Origin of the sequence: Nitrospira sp. (genome assembly GCA_024760545.1) — a bacterium.
GTDB lineage: Bacteria > Nitrospirota > Nitrospiria > Nitrospirales > Nitrospiraceae > Nitrospira_D.
Map to the genome: position 1 here is coordinate 1,830,712 of CP060501.1, position 26,890 is coordinate 1,857,601.

At 55.2% G+C, this 26,890-nt stretch carries 17 protein-coding genes and 1 pseudogene; 7 read left to right on the forward strand and 11 right to left on the reverse strand.

Annotated features, from left to right (window positions below; all coding sequences use genetic code 11):
• The first annotated feature begins 86 nt into the window (after positions 1-86).
• The gene (uvrC, locus tag H8K03_08740) at positions 87-1,889 is read left to right on the forward strand and encodes an excinuclease ABC subunit UvrC (protein UVT21964.1); all 1,803 of its coding nucleotides are present in this window, start codon (positions 87-89) and stop codon (positions 1,887-1,889) included.
• Positions 1,890-1,903: 14 nt separating this feature from the next.
• On the opposite strand, the gene H8K03_08745 is transcribed toward uvrC, so the two are convergent.
• Positions 1,904-3,274, reverse strand: a complete 1,371-nt coding sequence (locus H8K03_08745; protein ID UVT21965.1) for an outer membrane protein transport protein — start codon at positions 3,272-3,274, stop codon at positions 1,904-1,906.
• Positions 3,275-3,488: 214 nt separating this feature from the next.
• Here H8K03_08745 and H8K03_08750 point away from each other — a divergent pair, with 214 nt between their 5' ends.
• Positions 3,489-4,307: an autoinducer binding domain-containing protein gene (locus H8K03_08750; protein UVT21966.1), complete on the forward strand. Its 819-nt coding sequence runs from the start codon at positions 3,489-3,491 to the stop codon at positions 4,305-4,307.
• Between the two features lie 52 nt (positions 4,308-4,359).
• Here H8K03_08750 and H8K03_08755 read toward each other — a convergent pair whose 3' ends face one another.
• The gene (locus tag H8K03_08755; protein UVT21967.1) at positions 4,360-5,115 is read right to left on the reverse strand and encodes a GNAT family N-acetyltransferase; all 756 of its coding nucleotides are present in this window, start codon (positions 5,113-5,115) and stop codon (positions 4,360-4,362) included.
• A gap of 221 nt (positions 5,116-5,336) precedes the next feature.
• Between H8K03_08755 and H8K03_08760 the strand changes: the two genes are divergently transcribed.
• The 5 genes from H8K03_08760 (at position 5,337) to H8K03_08780 (ending at position 13,105) form a co-directional block, all read left to right on the forward strand.
• Positions 5,337-6,140, forward strand: coding sequence for a sensor histidine kinase (locus H8K03_08760; protein UVT21968.1), 804 nt, complete (start codon positions 5,337-5,339; stop codon positions 6,138-6,140).
• Positions 6,137-6,817, forward strand: a complete 681-nt coding sequence (locus H8K03_08765) for a response regulator transcription factor (GenBank protein UVT21969.1) — start codon at positions 6,137-6,139, stop codon at positions 6,815-6,817. Before H8K03_08760 ends, H8K03_08765 begins: the two co-directional genes overlap by 4 nt.
• Positions 6,818-7,004: 187 nt before the next feature.
• Entirely contained in the window at positions 7,005-11,693 is a 4,689-nt protein-coding gene (locus H8K03_08770) for a PAS domain S-box protein (protein ID UVT21970.1), read from the forward strand.
• Positions 11,686-12,369, forward strand: coding sequence for a response regulator transcription factor (locus H8K03_08775; GenBank protein UVT21971.1), 684 nt, complete (start codon positions 11,686-11,688; stop codon positions 12,367-12,369). Before H8K03_08770 ends, H8K03_08775 begins: the two co-directional genes overlap by 8 nt.
• Positions 12,370-12,529: 160 nt before the next feature.
• A complete protein-coding gene (locus H8K03_08780) occupies positions 12,530-13,105 on the forward strand; it encodes a TIGR00645 family protein (GenBank protein UVT21972.1) in 576 nt (191 codons plus the stop codon).
• 108 nt (positions 13,106-13,213) lie between these two features.
• Here the strand turns inward: H8K03_08780 and H8K03_08785 are convergent, their stop codons facing one another.
• The 9 genes and pseudogenes from H8K03_08785 to uvrA all read right to left on the reverse strand — a co-directional run bounded on the left by H8K03_08785 (position 13,214) and on the right by uvrA (position 26,820).
• Positions 13,214-14,788 (reverse strand): response regulator, encoded by a 1,575-nt coding sequence (locus H8K03_08785; protein ID UVT21973.1) that lies wholly within the window; start codon positions 14,786-14,788, stop codon positions 13,214-13,216.
• Entirely contained in the window at positions 14,785-17,901 is a 3,117-nt protein-coding gene (locus H8K03_08790; GenBank protein ID UVT21974.1) for a PAS domain S-box protein, read from the reverse strand. Before H8K03_08790 ends, H8K03_08785 begins: the two co-directional genes overlap by 4 nt.
• 117 nt (positions 17,902-18,018) lie before the next feature.
• Positions 18,019-19,162 (reverse strand): annotated as a pseudogene (locus H8K03_08795) (FIST C-terminal domain-containing protein).
• A 382-nt stretch (positions 19,163-19,544) separates the two neighbouring features.
• Positions 19,545-21,980 (reverse strand): ATP-binding protein, encoded by a 2,436-nt coding sequence (locus tag H8K03_08800; GenBank protein UVT22423.1) that lies wholly within the window; start codon positions 21,978-21,980, stop codon positions 19,545-19,547.
• Positions 21,981-22,260: 280 nt separating this feature from the next.
• Positions 22,261-22,590 carry a DMT family protein gene (locus tag H8K03_08805; protein UVT21975.1) on the reverse strand — a complete coding sequence of 110 codons (330 nt, stop codon included), beginning with the start codon at positions 22,588-22,590 and terminating at the stop codon, positions 22,261-22,263.
• A gap of 343 nt (positions 22,591-22,933) precedes the next feature.
• Positions 22,934-23,101, reverse strand: coding sequence for a DUF1328 domain-containing protein (locus tag H8K03_08810; protein UVT21976.1), 168 nt, complete (start codon positions 23,099-23,101; stop codon positions 22,934-22,936).
• Between the two features lie 326 nt (positions 23,102-23,427).
• Positions 23,428-23,688 (reverse strand): CsbD family protein, encoded by a 261-nt coding sequence (locus H8K03_08815; protein ID UVT22424.1) that lies wholly within the window; start codon positions 23,686-23,688, stop codon positions 23,428-23,430.
• Between the two features lie 301 nt (positions 23,689-23,989).
• Positions 23,990-24,298, reverse strand: a complete 309-nt coding sequence (locus H8K03_08820) for a hypothetical protein (GenBank protein ID UVT21977.1) — start codon at positions 24,296-24,298, stop codon at positions 23,990-23,992.
• Between the two features lie 14 nt (positions 24,299-24,312).
• Positions 24,313-26,820 (reverse strand): excinuclease ABC subunit UvrA, encoded by a 2,508-nt coding sequence (gene uvrA / locus H8K03_08825; GenBank protein UVT21978.1) that lies wholly within the window; start codon positions 26,818-26,820, stop codon positions 24,313-24,315.
• Positions 26,821-26,890 lie beyond the last annotated feature (70 nt).

The following is a 26,890-nucleotide window of genomic DNA, read 5'->3' on the forward strand; positions in this document are numbered from 1 at the left end:
CGGTTGCTCCCCTCACCCCCGCACCGTAGAATGTCAAGGCCTTCGGTTGGTCACGCTCTGGCTGATGGCTGAAAACTGACGGCTTTATGACCTCTTCCCTTCAGTCTAAACTCGCGCACCTGCCCGATAGTCCAGGAGTCTACCTGTTCAAGGGCGCTCAGGGGGAGATCCTGTACATTGGGAAAGCGGCGGTATTGGCTGACCGAGTCCGCTCCTACTTCAAGAAAGGAGCGGATCACAGCCCAAAGACCGGCCTGCTCGTCAGCCAAGTCACCGACTTGGAAACGATGGTGACCCGGTCCGAACTCGAAGCCCTGATTCTTGAGAGTAACCTGGTCAAGCGCCATAAACCCCGGTTCAACATCGTTTTGCGGGACGACAAGCAGTACCCCTATGTGCGGCTACCTATCAAGGATGATTTCCCGCGGCTTTCGATCGTGCGCCGTGTGCAAAAGGATGGAGCGCTGTACTACGGTCCTTATACGCCGGCGAACGCCCTGCGTGAGACGTTGAAAGTGATCAAACATGTCTTCCCTCTCGCCACTTGCTCCATCGACATCGACGGCACAGCTGAGCGGGCCTGCATCGAGTTCGAAATCAAGCGCTGCATGGCGCCGTGCACGGGCAACCAGTCGAAGGAGGAATACCATCAGATCGTCAAACAGGTCCGGCAATTTCTGGAAGGGCGGGATCACGAGCTGCTCGACGACCTCCGAGCCAAAATGGAGGCGGCGGCGGCGTGCGAAGAATTCGAAGAAGCCGCCCGCTTGAGAGACCGCCTCTTCAAGATCGAGCGGATGCTGGAGAAACAGCGCATTACGCAGACTTCGGCCATGGATCAGGATGTGCTGGGGCTCGCGCGGCGAGGTGCGGCAGTCGATCTCCAAATTTTGTTCGTACGCGGCGGCCTGCTGATCGGGCGGAAAGATTTCTTCTGGCCACAGTCGGCTGATGCGCCGGACAATGAACTCGTCCGATCCGCGATCGAGCAATTTTACAATAAGGATGGCCAGCCGCCGAGAGAGGTCTTGGTCCCGACAGACCTGGACGATATCGCACTGATCGAGCAATGGCTTTCTGACAAACGCGGAGAATCCGTCCGCGTCCTGTCGCCTGAGCGTGGTGCCAAGCATCAGCTGGTGCTCCTGGCTGAGGAAAACGCGGCCTCAGCCGTTGCCGACCATCTACGCAACGAAGAGCTCGATCAGCAAGCCGGTGAGGAACTAAAACGGCTGCTGCGTCTGGAGCGCGCTCCTCGTCGAATTGAAGGGTTCGACATCTCCAATACGATGGGTAACCAATCCGTTGCTTCAATGGTGGTGTGGGAAGATGGGCAGATGAAGAAGGCAGACTACCGCCGATTCAAGATCCAGACGGTAGTCGGGGCCAATGACTTCGCCAGCATGAAAGAAGTCATCACGCGGCGCTACGGCGAGGCGCAGGACCTAGCCAGACCGGACTTGATTCTTATAGACGGAGGGCTCGGGCAACTGGGCGCAGCAATGGACGGGCTGAAGCAGGTTGGGCAACAAGGCCTGCCCATTCTCGGCTTGGCAAAAGCGAGAAGGGAAAAAGAGGAAAGGATATTCCTAGCCGGTCGAAAAAACCCGATTACCCTCATCACCACCGCTCCGGCCACCCATCTCTTGCAGCGGATTCGGGATGAAGCCCATCGCTTCGCGGTCACATTTCATCGAAAACTGCGCGGGAAGTCATTGGTGAGCTCTAAACTCGACAAGGTGATCGGGATTGGGGAGATTCGGCGCACCCAGCTCTTGAGCCGGTTCGGCAGTCTAGACCAGCTGGCCTCAGCCAGCGACGAAGCGCTGCGGGAGGCCGGTCTTAGCGCAGAGACCATCTCGGACCTCCGTCGGGCACTTGCCAAGTAATGTGCATCCACACTCTAGAAGAGAGTACGCACACTGACCGTACCTAAGTGCACAAAGGCATGGTACGTCCCGTGGACGGTCGGATTCAAATTGTCGACAACGGTGCGCGATTCATAGAACCATTCCTGATAGGCGAGATCCAGTCCCATGCCCTTCGGCCACAGAGCCGACTTTCCGCTGCAAGGAATGACGCCCAGAAATCGCCCGGCTCCCTTGCAAAGGAAACCAGTGCCAAGAGATAAGGTATGAGCCGTCAAGGAGATAGTCGCGGGGTTGAACGTTCGACCAGGGACAGGGTCCTCTGTATACGTATAGCCTGAACGCACCGCGACCTCCCAGTACGGTAGCCATCGTGGATTCAGCCACTTATGCTCGGTTCCTAGTGCAATCACCGGTACATTATTCCACTGTTGAGGCTGGGGAATCGTGACTCCGTTTGAGAGGTGGATATCAAGATTCTTATTCAAACTCCAACCGACATATTCGACATTGAGCTCGACCTTCCACTCTCTCTCGCTGGTGCGTACCGGCCAGATAGCGATGCCTCCGGTAACTATGTGCGGCAACACAAGATCGGTGGAGGCATCGGCCGCCTTCGCGCCATTGACTAACAGCAACCCATGCAAAGGCAGGACTGCCTGACTGCGATAGACCAGCCCGACAGACAGGATCGGCTTACCGGCCTCATTTCTCACGGGGGTATACAACAAACTGGCCGTCACGCCTGCCGCGGTCCCATTCCCGTTCAGTTCGATAGACGCTCCAGCTGGGATCCCCAAGGCTCCGGCGCTTACCTGTTTCTGCTCCACATGTCCTTCGCCGAGAAAGCTCACAAACGTGTAAATATCAGCACTTACACCTACTGACAGATCTTCGCTTACCTTGTAAGCAATGGTGGGCTTGATAGCGATCAGCGGGAGTGCTGCCGAGGTCACAGCCGTGTTGAACGGGCCATCAACCGGGTACCGGGTATTCAAGCCGTACGGCGATGTTAACCCGATGCCGACCGTTACTGGCGAGAGAATGGGCAATCCAATGGACGCAAGATTGGCACTCAGGTAAAAATTACTGGGAGGAGGCCAGTTCACGCTTCCGTTGAAGTCGCCACGGCTATCAAGACCTGTCGGGCTTTTGAATTTGACGGATCCCCCGAGCAAATTTAGCCCAACGATGCTTTGGACACCTGCTACTTGGGTCAACCCGGCCGGGTTGTAGTGGATGGCTGATGCATCATCGGCTTCTGCCGCGAATGCATTGCCCTGTCCTGCGGCGCGCGCTCCCTGAGGCTGAAAGCGAAGGGCTTGGGCACCGGCCACCGTTGGTTCCAGGAGAGAATACGAGAGGATGAATACAATGACGAGCCTACCGATGAGCCATGCTTGCATCCGGACCTTGGCACCCTGCTAAATTATTTGCCCCGTCTCACTCTTAGGGATGATCTTCTCATAACAGGCGAAAGTAAATAGGGAGATGAGGCGGGCGTATGGGGACAATCGGCCCTATATATGATATTTAAACGGCCCTATCATGCTTTTCATCTGATTTTTTCATAACTCGTATGGTATATAGTCACGTCCCCAAAGGGCAGGAGGGTCTCTAATGGCTCATACATCGACAAAACAACCTTTCCCGCGGACTGCCTTCGACGCTCTCTCCAAGTCTGAGTGCAGGAACTTTCTTGAAGTCCTCCACTACGCGATGCAGGCAGAGACTCCGGATCACGTGCGGGACGTGCTCGTTCTATTCCAAAACCATTTCTCCTTCACGAGGGCCTTAGGGGGGCTTGCTCGGCTCGGGCCAGATCGAACCTTTGCTGGATTCAGTAATGTCGTCAACGCCAGTTATCCGGATGAATGGCTCTACATGTACTGGAAAAATGGCTTTGCTGACGTCGACCCGGTATTCAAGTCGGCTTTGAAATCGCCAGGCACGCAACATTGGCGAGAGATCTATCAACACATGTCTTCCGAGAAAGAACATGAGTTTATCGCCACGGCGCGGCAATTTGGTCTCTGTGATGGCATTACAACAGGCTCAGTCGATCAGGCCTGTGGAGTTGCTACTTTTTGTTCGTTCGCCAGTGAACATGCTCTCGACGCGAAACGATTGGTTCCACTCGTCGAATACGCAGGCTATTACATTCATATGGCCCTGCTCAGAACCGCTCCCAAATCTGTGTCGCAAACAGATCGATGCGTCAAAGAGCTTTCCTCGCGAGAAGTCACGATCCTCAATTGGATGAAGAACGGAAAAACCAATTGGGAAATCGGCAAGATTCTGGGAGTCAGTGAGCGAACTATACGATTCCACATTGAGAGCATCTTCTCCAAACTAGAGGTGACTTCCCGCTCCCAAGCGGTTGCAACCGCCATAGAACACGGGCTACCCGCCCTCCATGGGTTGCCGACCGCCATTTAGGCATTCAATTCGCACTAGCGGAGTCCAAACCGCTACCCTATCACCGAAGCAGTTAGGCTGCGCGCACCAGCAGTCGGTCTTCTGCCAATTGTGCATATTCCGCTGCATCACTTTCTTGGCCCAGTACTGGTCGGCATCCGTATTCCGGCTTGGGAACCAGTGTTGTCGTCGTCAACCAATCCAACATAGCAGGACGACACGTTGAGGCTTGAGATCTAAATTCGTCCAGATCGAGCAACCCCCCGATAGAAAAAACCTCAGCTGGAGGCAAAGCTACTGGCTCCCCTATGGCCCGGCATGGCCATCCCATGCGCTGGACAACCCGCAAAAGCCTGTGTTCCACCACCATATATGTATAGCGGACCTCATGAAGCAGACACCATTGATACATCCCTTTGAAGATCGCTTTCATGAGCCTTGCAGAAAGGCCACGATCTGCGATCGCTGGATCAACGGCCAGTCGAGTAATTTCCGCCGTATCGATTTGCTTTCGAACACGATGGCTCCCCACAAGGCAGGCGCTGAATTCACTCTCCAGCATGAACGGGACAGGCGCATGGGTCATGCGGACTAACCCAAGCAGTCTGGTTTCATCCGCGAATATCCCGATTGAGGTACTCCAAGTATCGTACACATCGGCTTCGAGCCGGTCGGCCCGCTCAGGCACCCACTTCAGCCGTTCAGCAAATACGCGATGCCGCAATCGATACGCCTGAGTGAGGTCCTCCTTGGTTTCGAGTGTCTTGACGAGAAACTCTCCCTCATAGAAGGCAATTTCCTTTGCCTCTCCGGCCGCGAATGCTTGCATACTGTCTCCTTTCAGTATGGCCTGATGCGGAGCCCATATAGGGCCGATTGTCTAGTAGGGGAGGCGAATGGAACCATTTCAACTAAGGAAACGTCACCTGGCGGACCCGCCAGGTGATTTTCCGTCCGCAATCACGTAGATAATGACGATACAACTAGATGCTGCGGTTTCGGCGGCTTTGGTGGAACTCAGGCAAGAAGACCGGAAAAAAGGAGGTACGCGTGACAGAAGGCAGGACAAAGTTTCAACTGTTGGACGGGGGACTCCGCCCAACCCCAGCCCTGTCAGTCACCCAGTCAGTTCGACCGCTCAAGGAATCCCTCGGCGTGTGTCAATTGGAACCTTGCGCGGGTGAACTGACGATCGCGTTCAAAGCGACCGAACGCCGATTGCATAAACTATTGGAAGATCGTACCCGGATTGGTCGAGACTTGCATGACTGCGTGTTGCAATCGCTGTATGCCATTGGCCTTACTATTGAAACCTCTCAACGGACCCGGAGTAATCACTCAGTGGAAACCAAAGAAACCGATAGCCGGATGATCTGGCAGATCAATCAACTCATTCATGAAATCCGCGGGATGATTCACGAATTGGAGTCCGGTACCGTCCAAGAGTTTGACTTGTCCTCGGAACTCAACACACTATGCACGACCTATGAGCAAACAAACCGGTTGCACATGAAGCTGGATCTTCAGCGCAGCGCCATTGAGGTGTTGACGAATGAGGAAGAGCGCGAGATCTTGAATATCGTCCGAGAGGCTCTCAGTAACTGCGCTCGCCACGCTCAGGCGACCCGAGCCGTGGTCTCGATTCGCATGAAAGAAACGAGAATTCGCGTCAGCATCTCCGACGATGGTATTGGGTTTTCCACGGCTGTAGGGCAACCACGTGGATACGGGCTTATCAATATGGAAGCTCGAGCCAAGAAACTCGGCGGGAGATTGTGGGTGCAGTCGAAGAGTGGAGGAGGCACGCAAGTCATTGCGGAGTTTTCATTGGAACCCCTTCTCACCCCTGTATGAAACAACCATCGACCAGCATCGTGCTTGTGGATGACCATGAGATGGTCCGCAGGGGGCTGCGCGCCCTGCTGCACCTTGAACCGGATATGACGATCGTGGGAGAGGCCGGGACTATCGCGGACGGTGTGGCGATCGTTGAGCGTCTCAACCCTCAGATGGTCCTGCTTGATGTGAAACTTCCCGACGCTTCAGTCACTGAAGCCTGCCGACGGCTTCTGGCCGTTGCACCGAAGCTGCGGATTCTCGTCCTCACCAGTTACGCCGAGGATACCACGGTGATGGCTGCCGTTCAGAACGGGGCGCATGGATATGTGCTCAAGGATGTCCGCATGGATGACCTCATCCGTGCCATTCGCACCGTCGCCACCGGTCAGGGCTATCTGGACCCACGAGTGACCCAGCAGGCGCTCCACTGGATTCGGACCAGCTCACATCTGGGCGTGACTCCCCAAGGAGTCTCCCGATTATCCCCGCAGGAACGCCTCATTCTGCCTCTCCTGGCGGAAGGAAAAACAAACAAAGAGATTGCGGTCCAGCTTCGTTTGAGCGATAAGACGGTGAAAAATTACCTGGCGAATATCTTCGATAAGCTGCATGTCAAACGTCGAACGGAAGCCGTCGCCTGGTTTATGAAGGAAACACATGTGCCCGGGGCCGCCCGAAGTCCTAAATTCTAGGGCTCCTGTGACCTTCTAGCGCTCGCCTGTCCTCGTGAAAACTTCTTTATCCCACCCCCCTTCTGGTCTTGTAGGATCGACGGGCTCTATGCTATTCCCTAATTGTTGTTCCAGGATCGGTCCATCTGCGAAGGAGAACGGGCTCGCCTCGCAGTTTCATCCGACCTAAACACCGAGATTCGTCTCTATGGGTTCGCCATCGAATACTGATCGGGCACTGTCCGTCGAACTTGCCCAGTTACGGCATCAAGTCCTCGAACTGCAGCAGGCTTTAGCCAATGCAGGACAAGACCATCTCCTCGCACAAGCGTGGGCGCTTGGGGCTGCCCAGGTCGGAACATGGGAATGGGAAGTCAGCACGAATCGTGTCATCTTGTCCTTGGAAACCGAACGGATCTTCGGCCTTCTTCCCGGATCCTTCGACGGCACCTATCAAGGATTCATCGCCCTCGTCCACCCAGAGGACCGTCAGCCGTTCAGCGCCGCCATGGCGACGGCAGTGGAAGACCGGACGTTCTATCGCATCGAACATCGCATCATGACTCCGCGTGGAACCATCCGGTGGGTTGCGTGCCGCGGCCGGGCCATGTGCAACGGGAACAAACCCGTGGCGGGCATGGTCGGCACTATTGAAGATATCACCGCGTGTCAACAGTCGGAACCGGTCCAACAAGGCATTCAAGAAACACTTGAAGCACATGTCCGTGAACACGCGACAGGATCAGAACAGGCCGTGCTCGATCTCAAGAAAGAAATCGAGCGGAGACAACAGGCTGAATCAGCGCTCAGGGCCAGTGAGCTATCCTACCAATCGCTGTATGAGCAGAACCCCTTCATGTACTTCACGCTGACTCCCGACGGGACCGTGTTATCCGTGAACCGCTTTGGTGCGGATCAACTCGGATATCCCAAAGAGGACCTCATCGGCCAATCGATCCTGAACGTGCTTGACCCAAAGGATCAGCAGACCGTGTTGTCACAACTCAAAGCCTGTGCGGCCACTCCATACTCGCCTTTACAGTGGGAAGTTCAAAAGATCAGGAGCGACGGAACACGGCTGTGGGTCAAAGAGCGGGCGCGCGCGATTCACGACCAAACCGGCCGCATCTTTGTGCTCGTCGTCTGTGAAGACATCACCGAGCGTAGGCGGGCTCAAACCCAGCTGCATGAAGCCTCGCGTTTGCTCTATACGCTTGTCGAAGAATCGGCATTCCCACTCGTCCGTCTTGATCGAGAAGGACGGGTGATCAGCTGGAACCATGCTGCCACACGCCTGTTCGGCTGGTCTGAAGAGGAGGTGTTGGGGCGTGAACTCCCTTATGTTCCCCCGGGTGAGGAAGCAACGGCCGATGCATTATGGCAAGCGGGGATCAACGGAGAGTTGGCCGGCCCGGTGGAGCTCAGACGCCGACGAAAGGACGGTCAGATACTCGACCTCCTCCTTTGGCCCGTCTGCGTCCATGACGAGTTCGGACAGCTCTCGATGGCCGTCGGCTTGTATGTCGATCTCTCGGACCTGAGACGAGCCGAGGAAGCCAAGGTCAAGAGCGAAGCTCGCCTCCGTTCATTCCTGGACGCTCTGGACGACTTGGCGTTTGAATTCGACCGGGACGGGAGATATCTCAACGTGTGGACCCGGAACGAAGATAAACTTCTTCTTCCCAAACAAGATCTCATCGGCAGACACGTCACGGATGTCTTCGGACCTGAAGCCGGCGCGCATTATCTCACCGCGATTCGTCAGGTCGTCGATACAGGCGAAACAGCCACGGTTGAATACATCGTACCGTTGGAAGGGGCTTTACGACACTTTGCCGGGACCTTAACACTCATCCCGGCGAGTGGGGAACATCAGGCCACAGTGGGTTGCATCGTACGCGACATCACCGAAAGTCGCCTCGCCGAAGAGCAAGTTCGGGAGAGCGAGATGCGCTGGAGAGCGCTCTATGAACATGCGGGAGTCGGAATTGCCCAGCTCGACTTAGACGGACGGTTTCTCAGAGTAAATTCGCACCTGTGCGGGATGTTGGGGTATTCGTTGGAGACGATGTTCCGGACGAGGTTTCAAGAACTCACACATCCCGATGACCTCGCAGCCAATCTTGACTATCTTGACGAATTGCTCGAGGGAAAACGTCCTTCCTACTCGATGGAAAAGCGGTATCGTCGGAGCGACAACACCTGGACATGGGTCGACTTGACCGTTTCGCTTGTCCGGAATGCCTCAGGCAATCCGGCCTATTTCATCGCCGTTGTTCAGCATATCGATGATCGAAAGCAGGCAGAAACCCATTTGCGAAAAAGCGAACAGGCAATCCGATCGTTGCATGAAGCCACGTCACATCCCGGGCTCACCTTCGACCAGCGCATTCAAACCGTCTTGGAGATCGGCTGTCGCCGTTTTCACCTCCCCATCGGCTTCGTCACCAGTGTTCGCGGCGATCAACTGGAGCTGACGCACGTTTGGCCGTCAAATGGCTCTTTCACGCCCGGCATGCGCATGCCGTTGTCTCAGACCTGTTGTGGCGAGACGTTGAAGGCGAATGATGTCGTGTGCTTTAACCATGTCGGAGCCTCAGCGTGGTCCAACCATCCCGGCTATAAGAACCTCGGACTTGAATGCTACATCGGCACCACATTGATCGATCAAGAGCGGCCACACGGCACAATCTGTTTTATGGGACCCGAGCCTTCTCCCAACCGCTTTAGCCAAGCCGACAAGGATTTTTTACAACTCATGGCGCGCTGGATCAGTGGAGAACTCCTGCGAAGAGACTCTGAACAAGCCTTGAAAGAACAAGAAGCGCTTTTACGGGCGGTCATCGAAACGGCGACTGACGCGATTTTCATGAAAGATGGCGATGGACGCTACCGGTTCATCAATTCAGCCGGAGCGCTGGTCATTGGAAAGTCTACCACCGAAATTATTGGGAAGAGCGATGACGCAATCTTTCCTCCGGCCATCGCAACGCGTCTCATGGCCGATGATCAAAAGGTTTTTTCTGGAGCTGTGCAGCGACAATTTGAGGAGATTCTTCCGATGAAGGGAGAATCTCGGACTTTCTATTCGATCAAAACCCCTCACCGGGATCGGACCGGCCGGATCGTCGGCTTGGTCGGCGTGTCACGTGACATGACCCACGTCAAACGTGCTGAGCAAGCCCTGCGTCTCACCCAGATCGCTGTCGACCGGTCCGCCGACCTCGTCTTTTGGATCGACAAATCAGCGCGCTTTCTCTACGTCAACGACGCGTCCTGTCAGCGGTTGGGGTACACACATGAAGAACTCCTCCGCATGACCGTTGCCGATATCGATCCCGATCATCAGATGGACCGGTGGCCTGAACATTGGGAAGAGCTGCGCCGGTCAGGCCGCCTCCGCTTCGAATCACGACACCGTGCTCAATCGGGAGAAACCTATCCCGTCGAAGTTGTCGCCAATTTCGTTGCCGTCGAAGGCCGTGAATACAACTTCGCCTTCGTTCGCGACATCTCCGAGCGGAAACGCTCGTATTCACTCCTGCAAGCCGCCATCAACTCAGTCGCCGACGGTTTACTCGTCATCGATCGACAAGGTACGGTGACGAGTGTCAACCAGCGCTTCCTACATCTATGGAATATTCCACACACACTGGCCGATAACCGAGACGACGCGGCATTGCTGGCGTTTATGGCGGACCAACTTCGGGACCCTCAAGCCTTCTTGAGGAAGGTTCGCGAGCTCTATACGTATCGTGAACAAGAAAGCTTCGATGTGCTCGAATTCAACGATGGACGCGTCTTCGAGCGCTTTTCACGACCTCAGATTCTCGCCGGGGAAATCGTCGGCCGTGTCTGGAGTTTTCGTGATATTACCGAGCAGAAGCGCGCCGAGAAAGCGCTACGTGATAGCGAGCTGAGGCTCCAGCATTTTGTCGCGGAAGCTCCGGTCGGGCTGTGTATTCTGGATCAAGACTGGTGCACGATCTGCGCCAACAAAGCCTTGTGTGAGTTAACGGGGTATGAAGAGCATGAAATCGTCGGAAGCACGTACGCCCTATATACGCATCCGGATGATCTCTCGGCCAACATCGTATTGACGGATGAGTTTTTTCGAGGAGTCCGATCGAGCTACGCCTATGAAAAACGGTACATTAGGAAATCAGGTGAAATCATTTGGGTCTCAGTCAAGGCGACCCGTATCGAGTTATCAGACAAAACCGGACCCTTTCTCCTTGCCGCAATTCAGGATATCACCGAGCGCAAGCTGGCGACTGAAGAACGAGAGCAATTGAGCCGGGATCTGCACGATAACATTTTGCAAGCGCTCTATGCCGTCGGTATGCAGCTGGAGGCCGGCAAGCTCTCCTTGGGACGCTCCACCCGCCGGTCGAAAGCGCATATGACTCAAGCCGTCACCCAACTCAACAACCTCATGGTCGATGTTCGGCGCTTCATTGCCCCATTGACCCAACGGACGCCCGCGAAGTTGGACTTCGGACAAGCACTGGAACAACTGACCGCTTCGATGACAGGCGCCGACCATACCACACCTGAGCTGGACATCAAGACCCCCGTCCTGTCCTTCATCACTCCCCAACTGGGAGAGCAACTCCTCAGTATCGCACGCGAGGCTCTCAGCAATAGCATGCGCCATGCTCGTGCCTCCCGTCGATGGGTGTGTCTGAGTCTGATGGATAATACGATCCGTTTAGTCATCGGTGACGACGGCGTCGGCTTTGCTCCCAAGCGCAAGCGTCGCACGGGTCACGGACTCAGCAATATGGCAGCCCGCGCCAGACGCCTCCTTGCCACGTTTGCTCTCGATAGCACGCCGGGGCTGGGCACAACTATTACCGTGGATATTCCATTGAAAAAGGGCACTGTCTATGAATAGATCCCCACTGATTCGGCTGGTCATCGTGGATGATCATGAAGTGGTGCGCATCGGTCTCTGTGCTGTCCTCAATCTCACACCCGGGATGAAGGTCGTGGGCCAGGGAAAGCGAATGGAGGAAGCAAAAAAACTCTGTCTCCGGCTCAAGCCGGATCTCGTGCTGCTGGACATCCGATTACCGGACGGGAGCGGGGTGGACGCCGCCCGCGAAATTCTTACGAAGTGTCCTCAAACCCGTGTACTGTTCCTGACGAGTTTTGCGGATGATCATACCGTGTTGGAAGCGATTCTCGCCGGCGCTCACGGATACATCCTCAAAGACATCGCTTCCAAGGCTCTCGTGCGTGCCATTCGGACCGTGGCTTCCGGACAAGCGCTCATTGACCCGCGGTTGACAAAACATACGTTGGAATGGCTGAAGAATCTGTACAGTGAGCCGGGGCAATCGAAACGCCCGCTCCTTTCTCCTCAGGAGCAACGGCTCCTGCCCTTGGTAGCGAGAGGCCTGACGAATAAAGAGATCGCGCATGATCTACGGCTGAGCGAAAAGACCATCAAGAACTACCTCTCAAATATCTATTCAAAGCTGAGTATCGGACGACGGTCGCAGATTGCCGCCTTCTATGCCGGAAGTTTTAAAGGCTCTGGTTCGCAATTACCCCTGGACACTCCCTAAGTCCGACAGGGCCTGCGACTCGGAGACGGGGTGAGCTGCTTCACCGTGCAGCACGCTCAGTCGATAGAATTGACACCTTGGAAGTCACTGACTAGGATACACCTCACCGTCGATTCTATTTTCCCCAGATGTGTCATCGTTCGACTGTGAGGAGGTGTTAATGTCCGACGCTCGTTTGTCCGAATCCCGAGAGACACTTTCATCACCTAAGCCCTCTCACTCAGCCAGCAATCAGGTCGAGGCGGTGTTCGAGGCGGTCGTCTTCGCCAGTCGATGGATTCAAGCACCGCTCTATGCCGGCCTCATCGTCGCGGAACTGCTGTACGCCTACAAATTTCTCCTCGAGCTCTGGGAAATGGTAATCCACATCAACCAAATGAATGAAACCGTGTTCATGCTAGGAGTCTTGGGTTTGATTGACGTGACCATGGTGGCCAATTTGCTGACCATGGTCGTGATCGGCGGGTACGCAACGTTCGTCAGCAAGCTGGATTTGGAACAGCATCCGGACCGCCCGGATTGGCTCACACACGTCGATCCCGGGACGATCAAAATCAAACTCGCGGCCTCGCTGATAGGGATCTCCAGCATTCATCTCCTGAAAGCCTTCGTCGACGTGGCGAACGAGAACCCTGAACATATCAAGTGGAAAATCTTTATCCACATGACTTTCTTGGCCTCGGCCATCCTCTTGGCCTGGACCGATAAGATCATGCAGAAAGACAAGAAGCACTGAACGCTTCATGGAACCAGTTCGTCACAGGTAGGCGTGCATGACCGGTCTCCATTTGAATCAAGGCCGGCCCGGCAATAACTACGAACAGCGTGCGAGCGCGACAATACGCTAGCGTGAGAGTACTTCAGGAACCCACGAGGCGGTCACAGACTTGATCGCTTCGACAGTGAGTGGTCCATCGAGATATCCGTCGATGTGACACGTCCTATTGGCAGGAAGATCGCTGTCGGATAGCCCGCGCCCGAGGGCGACTATGTGAAGGCTTGGTAAACGTTCCTTGAGTTGCAGCACGTTCATGCGTTCCGTCTCATCGACCACCCGGTCGAAATCCGCAAATAGCAACAGCGGTGTCGGTATGGGGCGTAGACTTCTCAGTTCCTCCACGGAAATGACCGTTTGAACTCGACAGCCGAGTTTTTCTAACGTTCTCACAAGAACGGTCTGACTGACCACGTCTTTCATCATGACCAGCGCATTCCCAGGCTCGAAAGCCGGCTTCCGACTATCACTGGCTCGAGCAAGCGATAAATCAAACCAAAATTGGCTTCCTTTCCCGGGCTCACTTTCGAATTCCAGCGTTCCGCCCATCAGCTCGACGAGCTGTTTGGCGAGTGCCAATCCCAACCCGGTCCCGCCATACCTGCGTCGATCGGACCCGTCTGCTTGCACAAACGGCTGGAACAATCGGTAGGCAGCCGACTTACTGATCCCGATCCCGGTGTCACTGACGAGAAATCGGATACGGCTGGCCCCTGGTTGCAGCCCAGACGACAACTCGCCGGACGATGGCGCAACCAGTTGGACACGCAACCAAACCTCTCCCCGCTCGGTAAATTTCACAGCGTTGCTGAGCAATACCGATAGAAGACGGCCGATACGGACCGGATCGCCCCAGAGCTTCATCGGCACCGTCGATGCGATTTCGTGACGAAGGAGAAGACCTTTCTCTTCCGACCGCTCTTGAAACAGAGCGAGATTCTCGTTGATCACCGCACTCAACACAAATTCCTCCCGGATGAGCATGACTCGCCCTGATTCCAATTTGGAAAAGTCCAAGATATCGTTCACGATTTCGAGCAAGGCTTTGGCGGACAGCCGAATCGTCTCGGCACAATCCCGCTGCTCCGGCGTCAGCTCGGTCTCAAGCAACAATTCATCCATCCCGATAATGCCGTTCATTGGAGTACGAATCTCATGGCTGATCGTGGCAAGAAATTCAGATTTCAACCGAGCCCCTTCAAGAGCCCCGTCTCGAGCCTGAACCAGCTTGTCCTGGCTGTCCCGCAATTCTTGCATGGCTTGACCGGCTCGTAACATGTATCGCACCCGGTGTTTCAGCAACAGGCCATTGATCGGCTTGACGATGAAATCGGTAGCTCCGGCATCATACGCTTGAGTAACGGACTGATAGTCTTCCAGCCCTGTCATGATGAGTACAGGTGTATGCATGCCTTCCGGCAACCGCCGCAACTCGGCACAGACGGCAAATCCATCCATTTCAGGCATCATGATGTCCAACAGCACCAGATCAGGACGGGTCCTGACGAACACCTCAAGCCCTCGTCGACCATGTTCGGCCTCTTCAACCAACCAGCCTGATTGCTCAAGCGCTTCACGGGCCAGCAATCGCGCGACGGAATCATCGTCGATGATCAGAACGGTCGGGCAATGCTCTTCCATCATGCTGCGGACCTCCCCTTCTCCAGCTCTGCTTGAAAGGCGGTACACACAGCCGTGTAATGTTGCTCGAGTTCGCTCAAGATTTCGTGAGCACGATCCAGATCTTGACCGGCACCCATCAGTTCCAATTCGCGACAGTCGGCAGCTAGAACGGAGGCTCCGAGTTGGGCGCTGCTCGACTTCAGACAATGCGCGGAAGCCCGCAACTCAGCCGCATTCTTTGACAGGACAGCGCGGCGTATCCGATCGATCATCGCTGGTGACGCGTCGATGTATTCAGACAAGATGCGAGCGAAGATGTCCGGGTGGCCAGGCCGTTGCAATTCGCGGATGGCAGCCAACGCCGCTTGATCGATGATCGTCACGTCAACACGTGTGTCATCACGAGTCCCCACTCTCTGAGGAACGGTTGGTTGTCGGCCACACGTCTCCAGCGATGGCGAACTCGGCGTTACGCCGCACCCTTCTACTGGCTCGGCTTTCCCCCTCGGCAGCCAACGAGCCAATACATGTTCGAGTTGTGAAGGTGTATAGGGTTTCGTCAGGTAGTCGTCCATGCCGGCGGCCAGGCAAAGGTCCCGGTCTCCCTGCATCGCATGCGCCGTCAGAGCCACGATCGGCACCCGGCGGATGCCTATATCCCCCACTCGCTGGGCTTCATGTTCTCTGATCAACCGGGTTGCGGCAAGACCGTCCATCTCAGGCATCTGGCAATCCATGAAGACGAGCGCATAGTCCGTCACGGCTGTTGCTGCGACCGCTTCTCGCCCGTTCTCAGCGGTATCGATCAGGCAATTGAACGCTTCCAGCATGCCGTACGCGACCTCGCGGTTCACCGGGTTGTCCTCAACCAGCAGAATGCGCACTTCGGCGGATCCGACCGGTTGATGATCGACGTTTTCAGACTCAACCTCATGTCCTCCTAAGATGGGAGATAACACCGGGCTGTGAACGGGATTGCATTGCGCGAAATAGGCGGTAAACCCGAAGATAGACCCCTTACCCGGATGACTCCAGAGCTCGATGTTTCCACCCATCAATGTGACAAGCTGCTTGACGATTGCGAGCCCCAAGCCGGTCCCACCGTATTTCCTGGTGGTCGAACCATCGGCCTGGGAAAATGCGTCGAAGATGTGGGCTTGAACTTCGGGAGCAATGCCGATGCCGGTATCATGGACCGTAACGGATAGTCCGTGCAGATCCCCCCTCTGATCCTCAAGAGCAACACATACCTTAATGCTTCCCTGTTCCGTGAATTTGACGGCATTTCCGACCAGATTCACGACGATTTGTCTCAGCCGGATCGGATCGCCGAGCAGATACCCAGGGATATCACGGTCGATCTGCCAGGAAAGTGTCAGCTGTTTCTTCTGCGCTGCCGGTCCTAACAGATCAACCGCTTCCTGGATCGTCCGACGAACTTCGAAGGGAATCGCCTCAAGCTGCAGTTTCCCGGCCTCGATCTTCGAAAAGTCCAAAATGTCGTTGATGATGGCGAGTAATACCGTGCCGGATCGGTGGATCGATTCCGCCAAATGCCGCTCTCTGTGACCAAGCGCACATCGCAGCAAAAGATCCGCCATGCCCAACACTCCGTTCATGGGAGTGCGAATTTCGTGACTCATGTTTGCCAGGAACTGACTCTTGGCGCGACTGACGGCCTCGGCAGTTTCCTTGGCATGACGAAGCGTTTCTTCTGCCGATTTTTGATCAGTGACATCGATATTGATTCCGACCATACGGTTCGACAACGCAGCGTCGCTCTTGATCGCAGTCCCGCGCCCAAGAATCCACCGATAGGAGCCGTTCTTATGACGAAGACGATGCTCAAGTTCGAATCGAGATGGCCGTGCGAGCAAATACGCCTCGATGGTATTCCAAACACGGTCGTAATCCTCAGGGTGGAGCCGGCTTTTCCACTCCGCGAATGTATTGCCCAACTCGTGATCCTCATACCCAAGTTGCCGCTTCCATTCAGGCGAGAGATACACAACATTCGATTTCAAATCCCAGTCCCAAATCCCAATGTTCGCGCTCTGGACCGTCATCGTCAGCCGTTCTTCACTGGTTCGCAACGCCTGCTCAACCTTCCGTCTATCGGCAGCCTCGATGGCTAAAGCCACCGCATTGGCGATGGACGTGGCGAAATGTTGCTCTTCGCGCGTCCAACGTCGCATAGGGCCGATATGCTCATGACAGATCACACCGATCATCCTGCCTTCCGAGAGAATCGGAACGTCGAGCATGGACGTAATCCCCAGCGGCGCCAAATACCCCTCGGCAAATTCCGCAGTCCTCGGATCGGCTTGCGCATCATCGGCTGATACGATTCGCTCGGTATCCAGCTCCTGAAAATACCGGGGATATGCGATCGCCGACAGTTCGAGGCCTTGGGAATGTTCTCGAGTGGTCAATTGATAGAGATTGACGCACTGAATGGCGGACCGATCCGCCGTAAAGAACCAGATACTGACTCTCGCTGCATGAAGACACTCCGCTGCCACGCGTGTGACGGCTTGAAATGCTTCTTGAAGATTACCCCCGTAGACTTGCGGGCTTTTGGCCACTTCCGACAACCCCGCCTGAATTCGACGAAGAAGGCCTTCGGTCTGTTGCCGCTCTCGCTCTACCCGCTTCTCCTGACTGATGTCTCTGAACACGAGCACCGCGCCGGTGACGGTGCCATTCGAAAGCATGGGGGTCACGACCAGCGAGATGGGCACAAACTGACCGTCCGTTCTCACCAACAAACCATCGTCCGTTCGGTACGGTTCGCCGGAGGCAAGCGTCGGCAGCGTGGCATCGGTGATGAGACAGTGTTCTCGGTATTCTTCGGGTCCCGGAGAGATCATCCGATAGACAGGACGATCGCCTAGGGCATGCGCGGCTTCTCCCAACAGTTGCTCGGCGTGGGGATTCATCATCTGAATCTTCCACGCCGCATCCACGACGCACAGTCCATCTCCCAGCGCGTGCAAAACCGCCTGGAGTTTGTTTCGCTCCTGTGCGAGCTGAGTTTCGCTGGTTTGTTTGAGTTGCGCATAGAGATCCTGCATCTCCTTTGAAGAGAGGGCCAGCGATCGTTCCAGGAGCGCATGACCTTGATCGGCTTCCATATAGCTCCGGCTGATCCTCTCCAGCAGGTCACTCCACACCTCCGGCGACGGTGGGAGATGCTCTTGATCTAGGCCTAACCGCCTCAGTTGTCGTGTCAGTAGGGGGTGCATGAGAAATCACGCCGCTTCGCTCAGCGTCGTCAACGTCATCGTCTGATTGTGAAGATCGCAGGTTTCCGCCGTAAACGGAGAAATTTCCCCATAGGAATAGAATCCGATCTGCTGCGTCCCTTTGGGAAACACATCCAGAGTGGCCTCGGTTTCCTCTTCTGTCCGCTCTCCGAGAACGAGTCGTCGACCGACGCAACTGATGGCAACGGCTAAGGTGCAAGAGTTGGCGTCGGCTGCTGACTTGGTGGAAAATGCCGCTTCGGACGCCCCATGGACGAGCCGATCAAAATTGGCCTTCATCAGCTGCGCGAGAGACCCTTCCGGAATATCGCCAGCGAAGGTCAGAGATTGTTCCTCTTCGTTCACCGCAAGAATCGTTCGAACCAGGCTCTTGGAATCTGCTTGATGGGCACGTAGTGCGAGCGGGAAGAGGAGGCCGGTTGCCGGCAAACCGGAGGCTCGATCACCAAGATACTCCTTATACAGCTGAAGAGCAGGACGGCCATCGAGCTCGAACAGGACGTTTCCACTTGATCTGGTAACACGCCGCTCATGGCCGAACCGATCCCAGCCACCCTTTGTTCCGTGCCCGATCCTGATGCGATCTCCATAGGTAACCGACAGCCGTCACAAAACCCGATTGAGGCCGGCGGTCCTGCAGCACCCAGGTCCGATGAAATCGATCACCATCGCCGGCCAATCCGCCGGTCACCACGACGGAAGGGGATACCTCTGAATTCAGGCCCCGTACCAGTTCGCTCCCGTTCACACAAAGGCCGTCCGAAAGGACAAGGATGCCTTTCAATCGTGGGTCGTTCAGCTGTCTGGCAATATGCTGCCCAGCGGTGAACGAATCTTCCGCTGAGTGAGCAGGAGCACCGGCCATCCGAAGATCCGTATGATCGAATCGGACAATCGCCGCGCTCACGCTCTCGTCGAAGATCTGCGTCCCTAAAATCTCGCCGGCGGTCGAGCAGCCGATGGCTGTCGAATGGGGGTATTCATCGACCAACTCGCGGATCGGGTTGTCCGCATCGATAAAAGTGGAAGAACCGAACAGCACGATCAGTGTCCGATGGGAATCTATCTGAGGCCGATTCTTGATGGACCACCCTTCACTACGATCATATTGGAATGTATGAACCTCCATCTTGTGCTCTCCATGATGTCTGAGGCTAGGCCGCCCACCAATCGGCACTTGCGTCAAACCAACTAGGTAGTGTTTCGGTATGTCAATCACAAAACTTGATAAGACTGGGAATGAGGGCTACGGGAATGACAACTAATCGATACCTTAGGTGAATTCTAAATCCTACAGATGTACACCTACGTGCTTGATAAGGCACCTGATCGTGCTAGGAGCAGGGGAAACCTTGAATTAATTCGGTTCCGAGTGAGGCCGCCATTCAAGCCCTGCCAGTAGGGAGTCCCGGTGAGAGCCCAGATCGTACCGCACTATTACCCTTAGTGGAGGTGGTGGATATCAGTCAGCAGCGCCTTGAGCCGATGGTATGGCACTACTCATATGAAACTTATGACCACCCTGAAGTAAGGCTTCCCCTTGCATCACGCCAATGGGGTGTCCAGGCGAGGGTCACGAGTTTGACAGCAATGTTAGCCTTGGTGGGTTTGATAGAGATGGTTTCGAGTTTTTCGTTCAACGGATCGGATGCGGCAGCCAACGCTTCGCTCTCCGACTTGAACTGCGCTTCGAGATCCATCAGTTGCTGTTGAAGCGCCGCGACATTTTCCTCGGCTACCCCGACATCCTGCGACTCTTTCATGACGCGGCCGGCACTCCGGATCGCAGTCGTGGCTCGTCCGATATTTGACGCGCTGATCGCCTTCCGTCCAAGAAAGGCCCCCAGAATGGAAGCTCCCACGGAAATCGCCGCTTGCATCTGGCTGGAACGGGATTCGGTCTGCTGCTTTTCCTTCGCCAACTCCGCACGCCTGACTCGTTCTTGAAGTGTCGCAATCTTGGAACCGTATTTCTGGCGAAGCGCCTCCGCGCCCTTGTCGCGCTGTTCTCGCCCGGTCTGCTGTAACCGCACTCGGAAGTCGCGCTCAGATTCGCCAGGCTTAGACACTTCCTTGGTAATGGAACTCCTGTACAACTCAACTTTCTGCGTCCGGAAGAGCCAACCGCCGAACTCCTTGTTCCAGTCGGCGTAACTCTTGGCCTTGCCGGCACTTGTCGGCAAGCCAAGAAACTGCGCGCCCTCTTTTGGGTTCTGTTCGAGATCGGCCACCGCCACATCCACTGGTGTTCCACGGTCCCAGTCGACAGTCACCGGGCCATCGCCCATGGGTGCCAGGACAATCACATCCTGGATCGTGTCGATCCCGCTTTTCGTATCGGAGAAGCGGATCTGCGACGAGCCGAGCAACATGGGCGCATAGATCAACTCGCTGCCTTCAGGCTGCGTCCCACGCAATGGCACGAAGTGTTGCGGGACATCCGGCGGGACGATGGGACGTGCGCTGCCTTTGGGTGACTTGGCTGGTTTTCCGGCAGCACGAGGCGCACCAACTCCCGCTTGAGCATCGCGCACAGGATCCATCAGCTGCTTGATCTGTGTCCTTGTCAGAGGTCCACGGAGATAGGAGAGGCACCACCGTGTCTCAAACACGACCGGCTCATCCTCATGCACATTGTTCATCAGAAAGATCCGATTGCCGAGACCTGCCAAGGTTTGTTCCATGCGGCCACGGTCGAATTTCTTCCCGGCGCTAGTCGAAGCCCCTTCCAACCCCTCCAACACTCGGGCTTTATCCCGTTCAGTCTGCAACCGTCCAATGAACCACGTGCCCGTATTGGCCAATCCCTTGTAATCGAGATCGACGGGATTCTGCGTCGCGAGCACGACCCCCAAACCAAACGCCCGCGCCTGCTTGAGCAAAGTCATCAGCGGCAGCTTGGATGGAGGATTGGCCACGGGCGGGAAATACCCGAAGATCTCGTCCATATACACGAGGGCCCGCAGACTGGTGGTGCCCGATTGAGCTCTCATCCAACCGACCATCTGACTGAGCAAGAGCGTCACGAAAAACATGCGTTCTGCGTCGTTCAAATGAGCGATTGAAAAGATCGCCAGACGTGGCTTACCCGACGAGGTGTAGAGCAGCTGCTGAATATCGAGCGATTCTCCTTCCAGCCAGGCTTGAAATCCTGGAGCCGCCAAAAGATTGTTCAGCTTCATCGCGAGTGCAAAGCGGTCCTTAGACGGGAAAAACGAATCTATGTCCATCACGCCGATCTTCGACACCGGCGGCGATTGGATGGCCTGAATCAGTGCTGCAAGATCGAGATCTTCCTCTTGCTTCCACGTCTGATCCAGAATCGTCGATAGGAGAATGTGCTCGCGGCTTTGGATCGGATCGGCTTCGATCCCAAGTAAGCCCAACAAACTGGTCACGGTCGTACTGATTCGTTCACGCAGAAGTTCGGAGTCCTCACGCACATCAGCCGTCGGCGCGGCAAAAGACTTAAGGATAGAGACCGGGAGTCCGGCGTTACTGCCGGGCGTATAAATCGCGATGTCTGCAGCATCCCGGAGGCGCTGTATACGAGCGCCATCCTGTTGCCATCCAGCCAAGCCCTTGGTCCATAATTCAGCCTGTGCCTTCGCATACTCGATGGACGACAGGCATTTCTTGCGCGCATCGTCCTCATTGATCCATGGCTGAAAATCTTCGCCCTGGAGCGACGGGAACGTCAGCATCAAATTGCCAAGGTCGCCTTTTGGATCGATGATAATGGCGGGAATGTTGTCGATCGCCGCCTCTTCAAGAAGCGCAAGACAAAGTCCGGTCTTGCCGCTGCCGGTCATGCCGACGCAAACAGCATGCGTCACGAGATCTTTGGAATCATAGAGCAGCAAACCAGGCTTGGCTTGCTTAGCCGCGAGATCATATGGCCGTCCCAGGTAGAAGACACCGAGCTTTTCGAAATCTTCCGTGGCCAGGGGTGCAGACGGGGATGCCGGTGAGGATTTCTTTTCGAGACTCTCGGACTTCGCACTCGAGTCGGTCTTTTTCGATTTCGGCATACCCATACCCCCTTCGCTCAACAGCCGAGATAGATGTGTGCGGTATTGTAGTGGCCTAAAGAATGTGCTGCAAGCGGGCTTGGTAAGGTTTCATCAATCGGGCGAGCTGCGGTCTAAGCCTAGCGAGGGACAGAAGCAGGATGGTGAGAAGGTTGATTACGGCTCGAACGATAACACATCGTCGTATCCTCGATCGTCACCATTCTTTGAAGATGATGAACACCGCCACCACGATAAGCGCGAACCCCACCACATAGTTCCACTTCATCGCTTCTTTCAAGTAGACGACTGAGAAAATCGAGAACACGACCAGGGTGATGACCTCCTGGATCGTCTTGAGTTGCGCCGCATTGAACTGGGCATGGCCGATCCGATTGGCCGGCACTTGAAAGCAGTATTCGATGAACGCAATACCCCAACTCGCCAGAATCACCGTGAACAAGGGATATTCCTTGAATTTCAAGTGGCCGTACCACGCGAATGTCATGAATATGTTCGAAATCGTCAACAACGCCACAGTCTGCATCGGACACACCCCTCCCTCTTTTAGGCACGGTTGGCCTATTGTCCCTTGAATGGGCACAGCAGAAAAGGAAATGATCAATTACCGGAAAGACCTATGGAGGAGCAAGGGATGAGCTGACAAGAAGTGAAAAGAGCGCGTTCAGACAGGAGAACACATCTGGCTGCATGTCACGCCAAGCTACCTCGTGACTTTATCGAAGAACACCCAAAAACCACAGCAAGACCAAGAGACTGGCCGGAACTCCGAGGAGCCATAAAATGAAACCTTTTCCCATCGTTCCCATAGATCCCTCCTTCTTCGAGTTGTGTTTTCGCGTCTATTGAATCAGCAATGAGTGTCCTCGTCAGTTAACCGGAGGTCTGCGACCTGTCAGCAAATGGACGAGCAGAAAGATGATCGCGATGAGAAATAATACCCATGAAATATGCGTGGCCACGGCGGCTGCACCACCGGCCCCCACCGCCGCCGCAACAAATCCTATGATGAGGAACACCAGCGCATAGTAGAGCATACGATTCCCCTCTGGTTGTGCGAAGAACCGGGTCTCGATCCGGTTCTTCGCTGCCTCAACTGTTCATCGAACGGACATGCGGTCATCCATGAAAACTGCGAATCAATTTACTGGCTCTACATGCTTACCGGTTTGTACGTGTCTCGTTCGCTTCATTGGCACCGTGACAACAAAGGATAGTCTGATCAGGTTGCATCGCGCCGATTGATGAAGCAGAACCTTTCACAAGCTTCTCCAGAGAATCGAGATATTCCCCATATCTCCACACTGACTTTTGGCTATCGCAGCACACCGACCATGTTAGTAAGCGTTTCATTCTCAGCCTTTTACTTATTGGTCTTCTCGGACTTAATAGGGTGGTGTTGCTTAAACCATTCATCGGTCCAACGTTTCACTTCCTCTCTCTTGTCTCCGTACCGTTCCTGCACCCTGCCCTCGAACTTGTCGTAATTGCCTTCAATGACGAGCAAGTCATCGTCTGTCAATTTTCCCCATTGCTTCTTCAAATCGCCTTTGAATTGTTTCCAGTTCCCCTCGAATTGGTCCTTATTTACGATCAGAACGACTGGAGGGATCTCTGAATGCATGTTCACATTTCCAATGCTCATGGCAGATGCCGTCGAACCGGAACCGGCCCAAATACCCGTCATGATGAGAGCCGCTACGAAAAGTGGAATTGACGGAATTGTCTTCATAAAACCTCCCATGTGTGACCTGCGGGAGATACTAGGCAAAGGACGGGCCACGAAGCTCCCTCGTGCGAAAGGCCCGCTGAGACTTTGATTTAATAGGGAATAAACTGAATTATTTGATAGAGGACATCAGATGTGTGAGAAGGGTCGGGACTGACAAGTTGTCAGAGGATAAAACGAGAATAGTTAATTATTTTCATAGAAAACCATGTGTTGGGACAGATAGGACAACTTGTCCTGGTGCGTCCCTCGGATGCGCGGAATGGGATAACATGATCCGAGCCTGATGGCCAATTACGCCATCAGCCACCACTTCCCCTTTTCCTTCCTCAACGCGGGCGGAAGGGGTGAGCATGAAGGATTCGCCGTAGCGCTCAATGCCATTCATGAGCTGTAACAGTGCTGGGCGCCGTTCCATCAGTTCGTCCGATAAGGCGCACAGCCGATCGTTAAGGAACCGCCTCGCATCGGACTTCATCGCATCACGGTGATCCGCAATGCTCATCCCTTTGGCCCGCTCTATACACCCGCCTCTTTCAGCACCTGTCCCGTATAGGACCGCTTCGCCTTCGCAACTTCTCTCGGCGGGCCTTCGGCCACGATCTCGCCGCCTCGATCGCCACCTTCCGGCCCCATGTCGATAATCCAATCGGCGTTTTTGATGACATCCAGATTGTGTTCGATCACCAACACGGTGTTTCCGGTTTCCACCAAGCGATCCAGCACATCGAGCAGACGCTGGACATCGGCAAAATGCAGGCCGGTCGTCGGCTCGTCGAGGATGTACATCGTGCGGCCTGTTGCCCGCTTGGAGAGTTCGCGTGACAGCTTCACTCGCTGCGCTTCGCCGCCGGAGAGGGTTGTGGCCGACTGTCCCAATTTCACATAGTGCAAGCCGACATCATGCAGGGTCTGTAGTTTCGTCTTGATCAACGGGATATGTTCGAAGAACTCTAATGCGTCGTCCACCGTCATGTTCAGGACATCGGCAATGCTCTTGCCCTTATGCAGAATCTCCAGCGTTTCACGGTTGTAGCGTTGTCCCTTACAGACCTCGCAGGTCACATAGACATCCGGCAGGAAATGCATCTCGATCTTGATGAGCCCGTCCCCTTGACAGGCTTCACACCGCCCACCTTTGACATTGAAACTGTATCGCCCGGGCTTGTATCCACGGACACGCGACTCCGGCAAATTGGAATAGAGATCACGGATGTAGCCGAACAGGCCGGTATACGTCGCAGGGTTCGACCGAGGGGTGCGGCCGATCGGTGACTGATCGATGTCGATGACCTTATCGAGCGCGTCAACCCCCTTCAGTTCTTTGCACCCATCGATCCTGGGCTTTTTGTGATAGAGCAGTTGCGAGAGCGAATGGAACAGCACCTCCAACACGAGGGTGCTCTTTCCCGATCCGGAGACTCCCGTCACGCAGGTAAAGAGTCCCAGCGGAATACGCGCGGTCACGTTCTTTAGATTATGTTTCTGTGCCCCGACGACGAACAGCGTTCCCTTCGCCTTCCGCTGCCGCTGTGGCACGGACACGGTCTGCGCGCCGCGCAGATACTGACCCGTCAACGAGTTGGGATTGCCCATGATTTGTTGAGGCGTCCCTTCCGCGATCACATGCCCGCCATGCGAACCTGCGCCGGGCCCCATATCGAGAAGATGGTCGGCGGCCTGCATCGTCTCGGCATCATGCTCAACCACTACCACCGTGTTGCCGAGATCTCGCAATCGCAGCAACGTCTGCAACAACCGTCGATTGTCGCGTTGGTGCAGCCCGATGGATGGTTCGTCCAAGATGTACAACACCCCGACCAAGCCCGAGCCGATCTGCGTGGCTAGTCTAATGCGTTGCCCTTCGCCACCGGATAAGGTGGCTGCGGCTCGATCGAGCGTCAAATAGTCCAGGCCCACATTGACAAGAAAACCAAGCCGTTCACGAATTTCTTTCAGGATTCGATGCGCGATCACCAGCTCACGGTCGGTAAATTTGAGCGACAGGAAGAAGTCCGCCGCAGCACGAACCGAGAGTTTCGTCACCTCGGAGATCGACTTCTTGGCTAATTTGATGGACAGACTTTCCGGCCTGAGCCGCGCGCCACGGCAGACTTCGCAGGGTTCCAACAGTGTGAAATCTTCTTCTTCCTGACCACCCGGGGTCACGGCATAGCCGATGCCATCACAGGCCGGACAGGCGCCGTGCGGACCATTGAAGGAAAACACCCGGGGCGTGATCTCCGGATAACTCACGCCGCAATTGATACAGGCCAATTTGTCACTGTAGGGGCGGGTATGACCGTCCTCCGTCAGGACGGCTACGAGTCCACCGGTCAATTTCAACGAGGTTTCAACAGAATCCGCCAGTCGGCGCATCAAGGCATCGCCTGGTTTCATCACCAGCCGATCGACGATGATCTCAATCGTGTGCTTCTTTTGTTTGTCGAGAAGAATGTCCTCACCTAAATCGACGAGCTTGCCGTCGACGCGGGCGCGGACATAACCCGCCTTTCGCATCTCCTGCAGTTCCTTCCGGTATTCACCCTTTCGCCCGCGCACGATCGGGGCAAGGATCTGGAACTTCATACCTTCCGGCAAGGAGGCAATGGCATCGACCATCTGCTGTACGGTCTGTGCGGTGATCTCTTCGCCACATTGGAAGCAGTAGGGTTGCCCGACGCGGGCAAAGAGCAGTCGGAGATAGTCATAGATTTCCGTGACGGTACCGACGGTAGAACGGGGATTGTGGCTCGTGCTCTTCTGCTCGATCGAGATGGCGGGAGAGAGCCCTTCGATCGAATCGACATCCGGCTTTCCCATTTGCTCAAGGAACTGCCGAGCATAAGCCGACAGCGACTCCACGTACCGCCGCTGTCCTTCCGCATAGATCGTATCGAAGGCAAGTGAGGACTTGCCGGACCCGCTCAAACCGGTGATCACCACCAGCTTGTCGCGCGGAATTTCCACGTCGATGTTCTTGAGGTTGTGCTCTCGCGCGCCCTTGATGATGATGGAGTTGCCCATAAAGAGACGAGGATTATAGCATGTGGAAATCAAGGAGCAGAAAGCAGTCCCACGGCAAAGGTTGGACCCC

What these genes read in the sequence shown, in the direction of transcription:
- uvrC (UVT21964.1), top strand. Translation starts at nt 87, where the DNA reads ATGACCTCTTCCCTTCAGTCTAAACTCGCGCACCTGCCCGATAGTCCA.
- H8K03_08745 (UVT21965.1), bottom strand. Translation starts at nt 3,274, where the DNA reads ATGCAAGCATGGCTCATCGGTAGGCTCGTCATTGTATTCATCCTCTCG.
- H8K03_08750 (UVT21966.1), top strand. Translation starts at nt 3,489, where the DNA reads ATGGCTCATACATCGACAAAACAACCTTTCCCGCGGACTGCCTTCGAC.
- H8K03_08755 (UVT21967.1), bottom strand. Translation starts at nt 5,115, where the DNA reads ATGCAAGCATTCGCGGCCGGAGAGGCAAAGGAAATTGCCTTCTATGAG.
- H8K03_08765 (UVT21969.1), top strand. Translation starts at nt 6,137, where the DNA reads ATGAAACAACCATCGACCAGCATCGTGCTTGTGGATGACCATGAGATG.
- H8K03_08770 (UVT21970.1), top strand. Translation starts at nt 7,005, where the DNA reads ATGGGTTCGCCATCGAATACTGATCGGGCACTGTCCGTCGAACTTGCC.
- H8K03_08775 (UVT21971.1), top strand. Translation starts at nt 11,686, where the DNA reads ATGAATAGATCCCCACTGATTCGGCTGGTCATCGTGGATGATCATGAA.
- H8K03_08780 (UVT21972.1), top strand. Translation starts at nt 12,530, where the DNA reads ATGTCCGACGCTCGTTTGTCCGAATCCCGAGAGACACTTTCATCACCT.
- H8K03_08785 (UVT21973.1), bottom strand. Translation starts at nt 14,788, where the DNA reads ATGATGGAAGAGCATTGCCCGACCGTTCTGATCATCGACGATGATTCC.
- H8K03_08790 (UVT21974.1), bottom strand. Translation starts at nt 17,901, where the DNA reads ATGGAAGCCGATCAAGGTCATGCGCTCCTGGAACGATCGCTGGCCCTC.
- H8K03_08805 (UVT21975.1), bottom strand. Translation starts at nt 22,590, where the DNA reads ATGCAGACTGTGGCGTTGTTGACGATTTCGAACATATTCATGACATTC.
- H8K03_08810 (UVT21976.1), bottom strand. Translation starts at nt 23,101, where the DNA reads ATGCTCTACTATGCGCTGGTGTTCCTCATCATAGGATTTGTTGCGGCG.
- H8K03_08815 (UVT22424.1), bottom strand. Translation starts at nt 23,688, where the DNA reads ATGCATTCAGAGATCCCTCCAGTCGTTCTGATCGTAAATAAGGACCAA.
- H8K03_08820 (UVT21977.1), bottom strand. Translation starts at nt 24,298, where the DNA reads ATGAGCATTGCGGATCACCGTGATGCGATGAAGTCCGATGCGAGGCGG.
- uvrA (UVT21978.1), bottom strand. Translation starts at nt 26,820, where the DNA reads ATGGGCAACTCCATCATCATCAAGGGCGCGCGAGAGCACAACCTCAAG.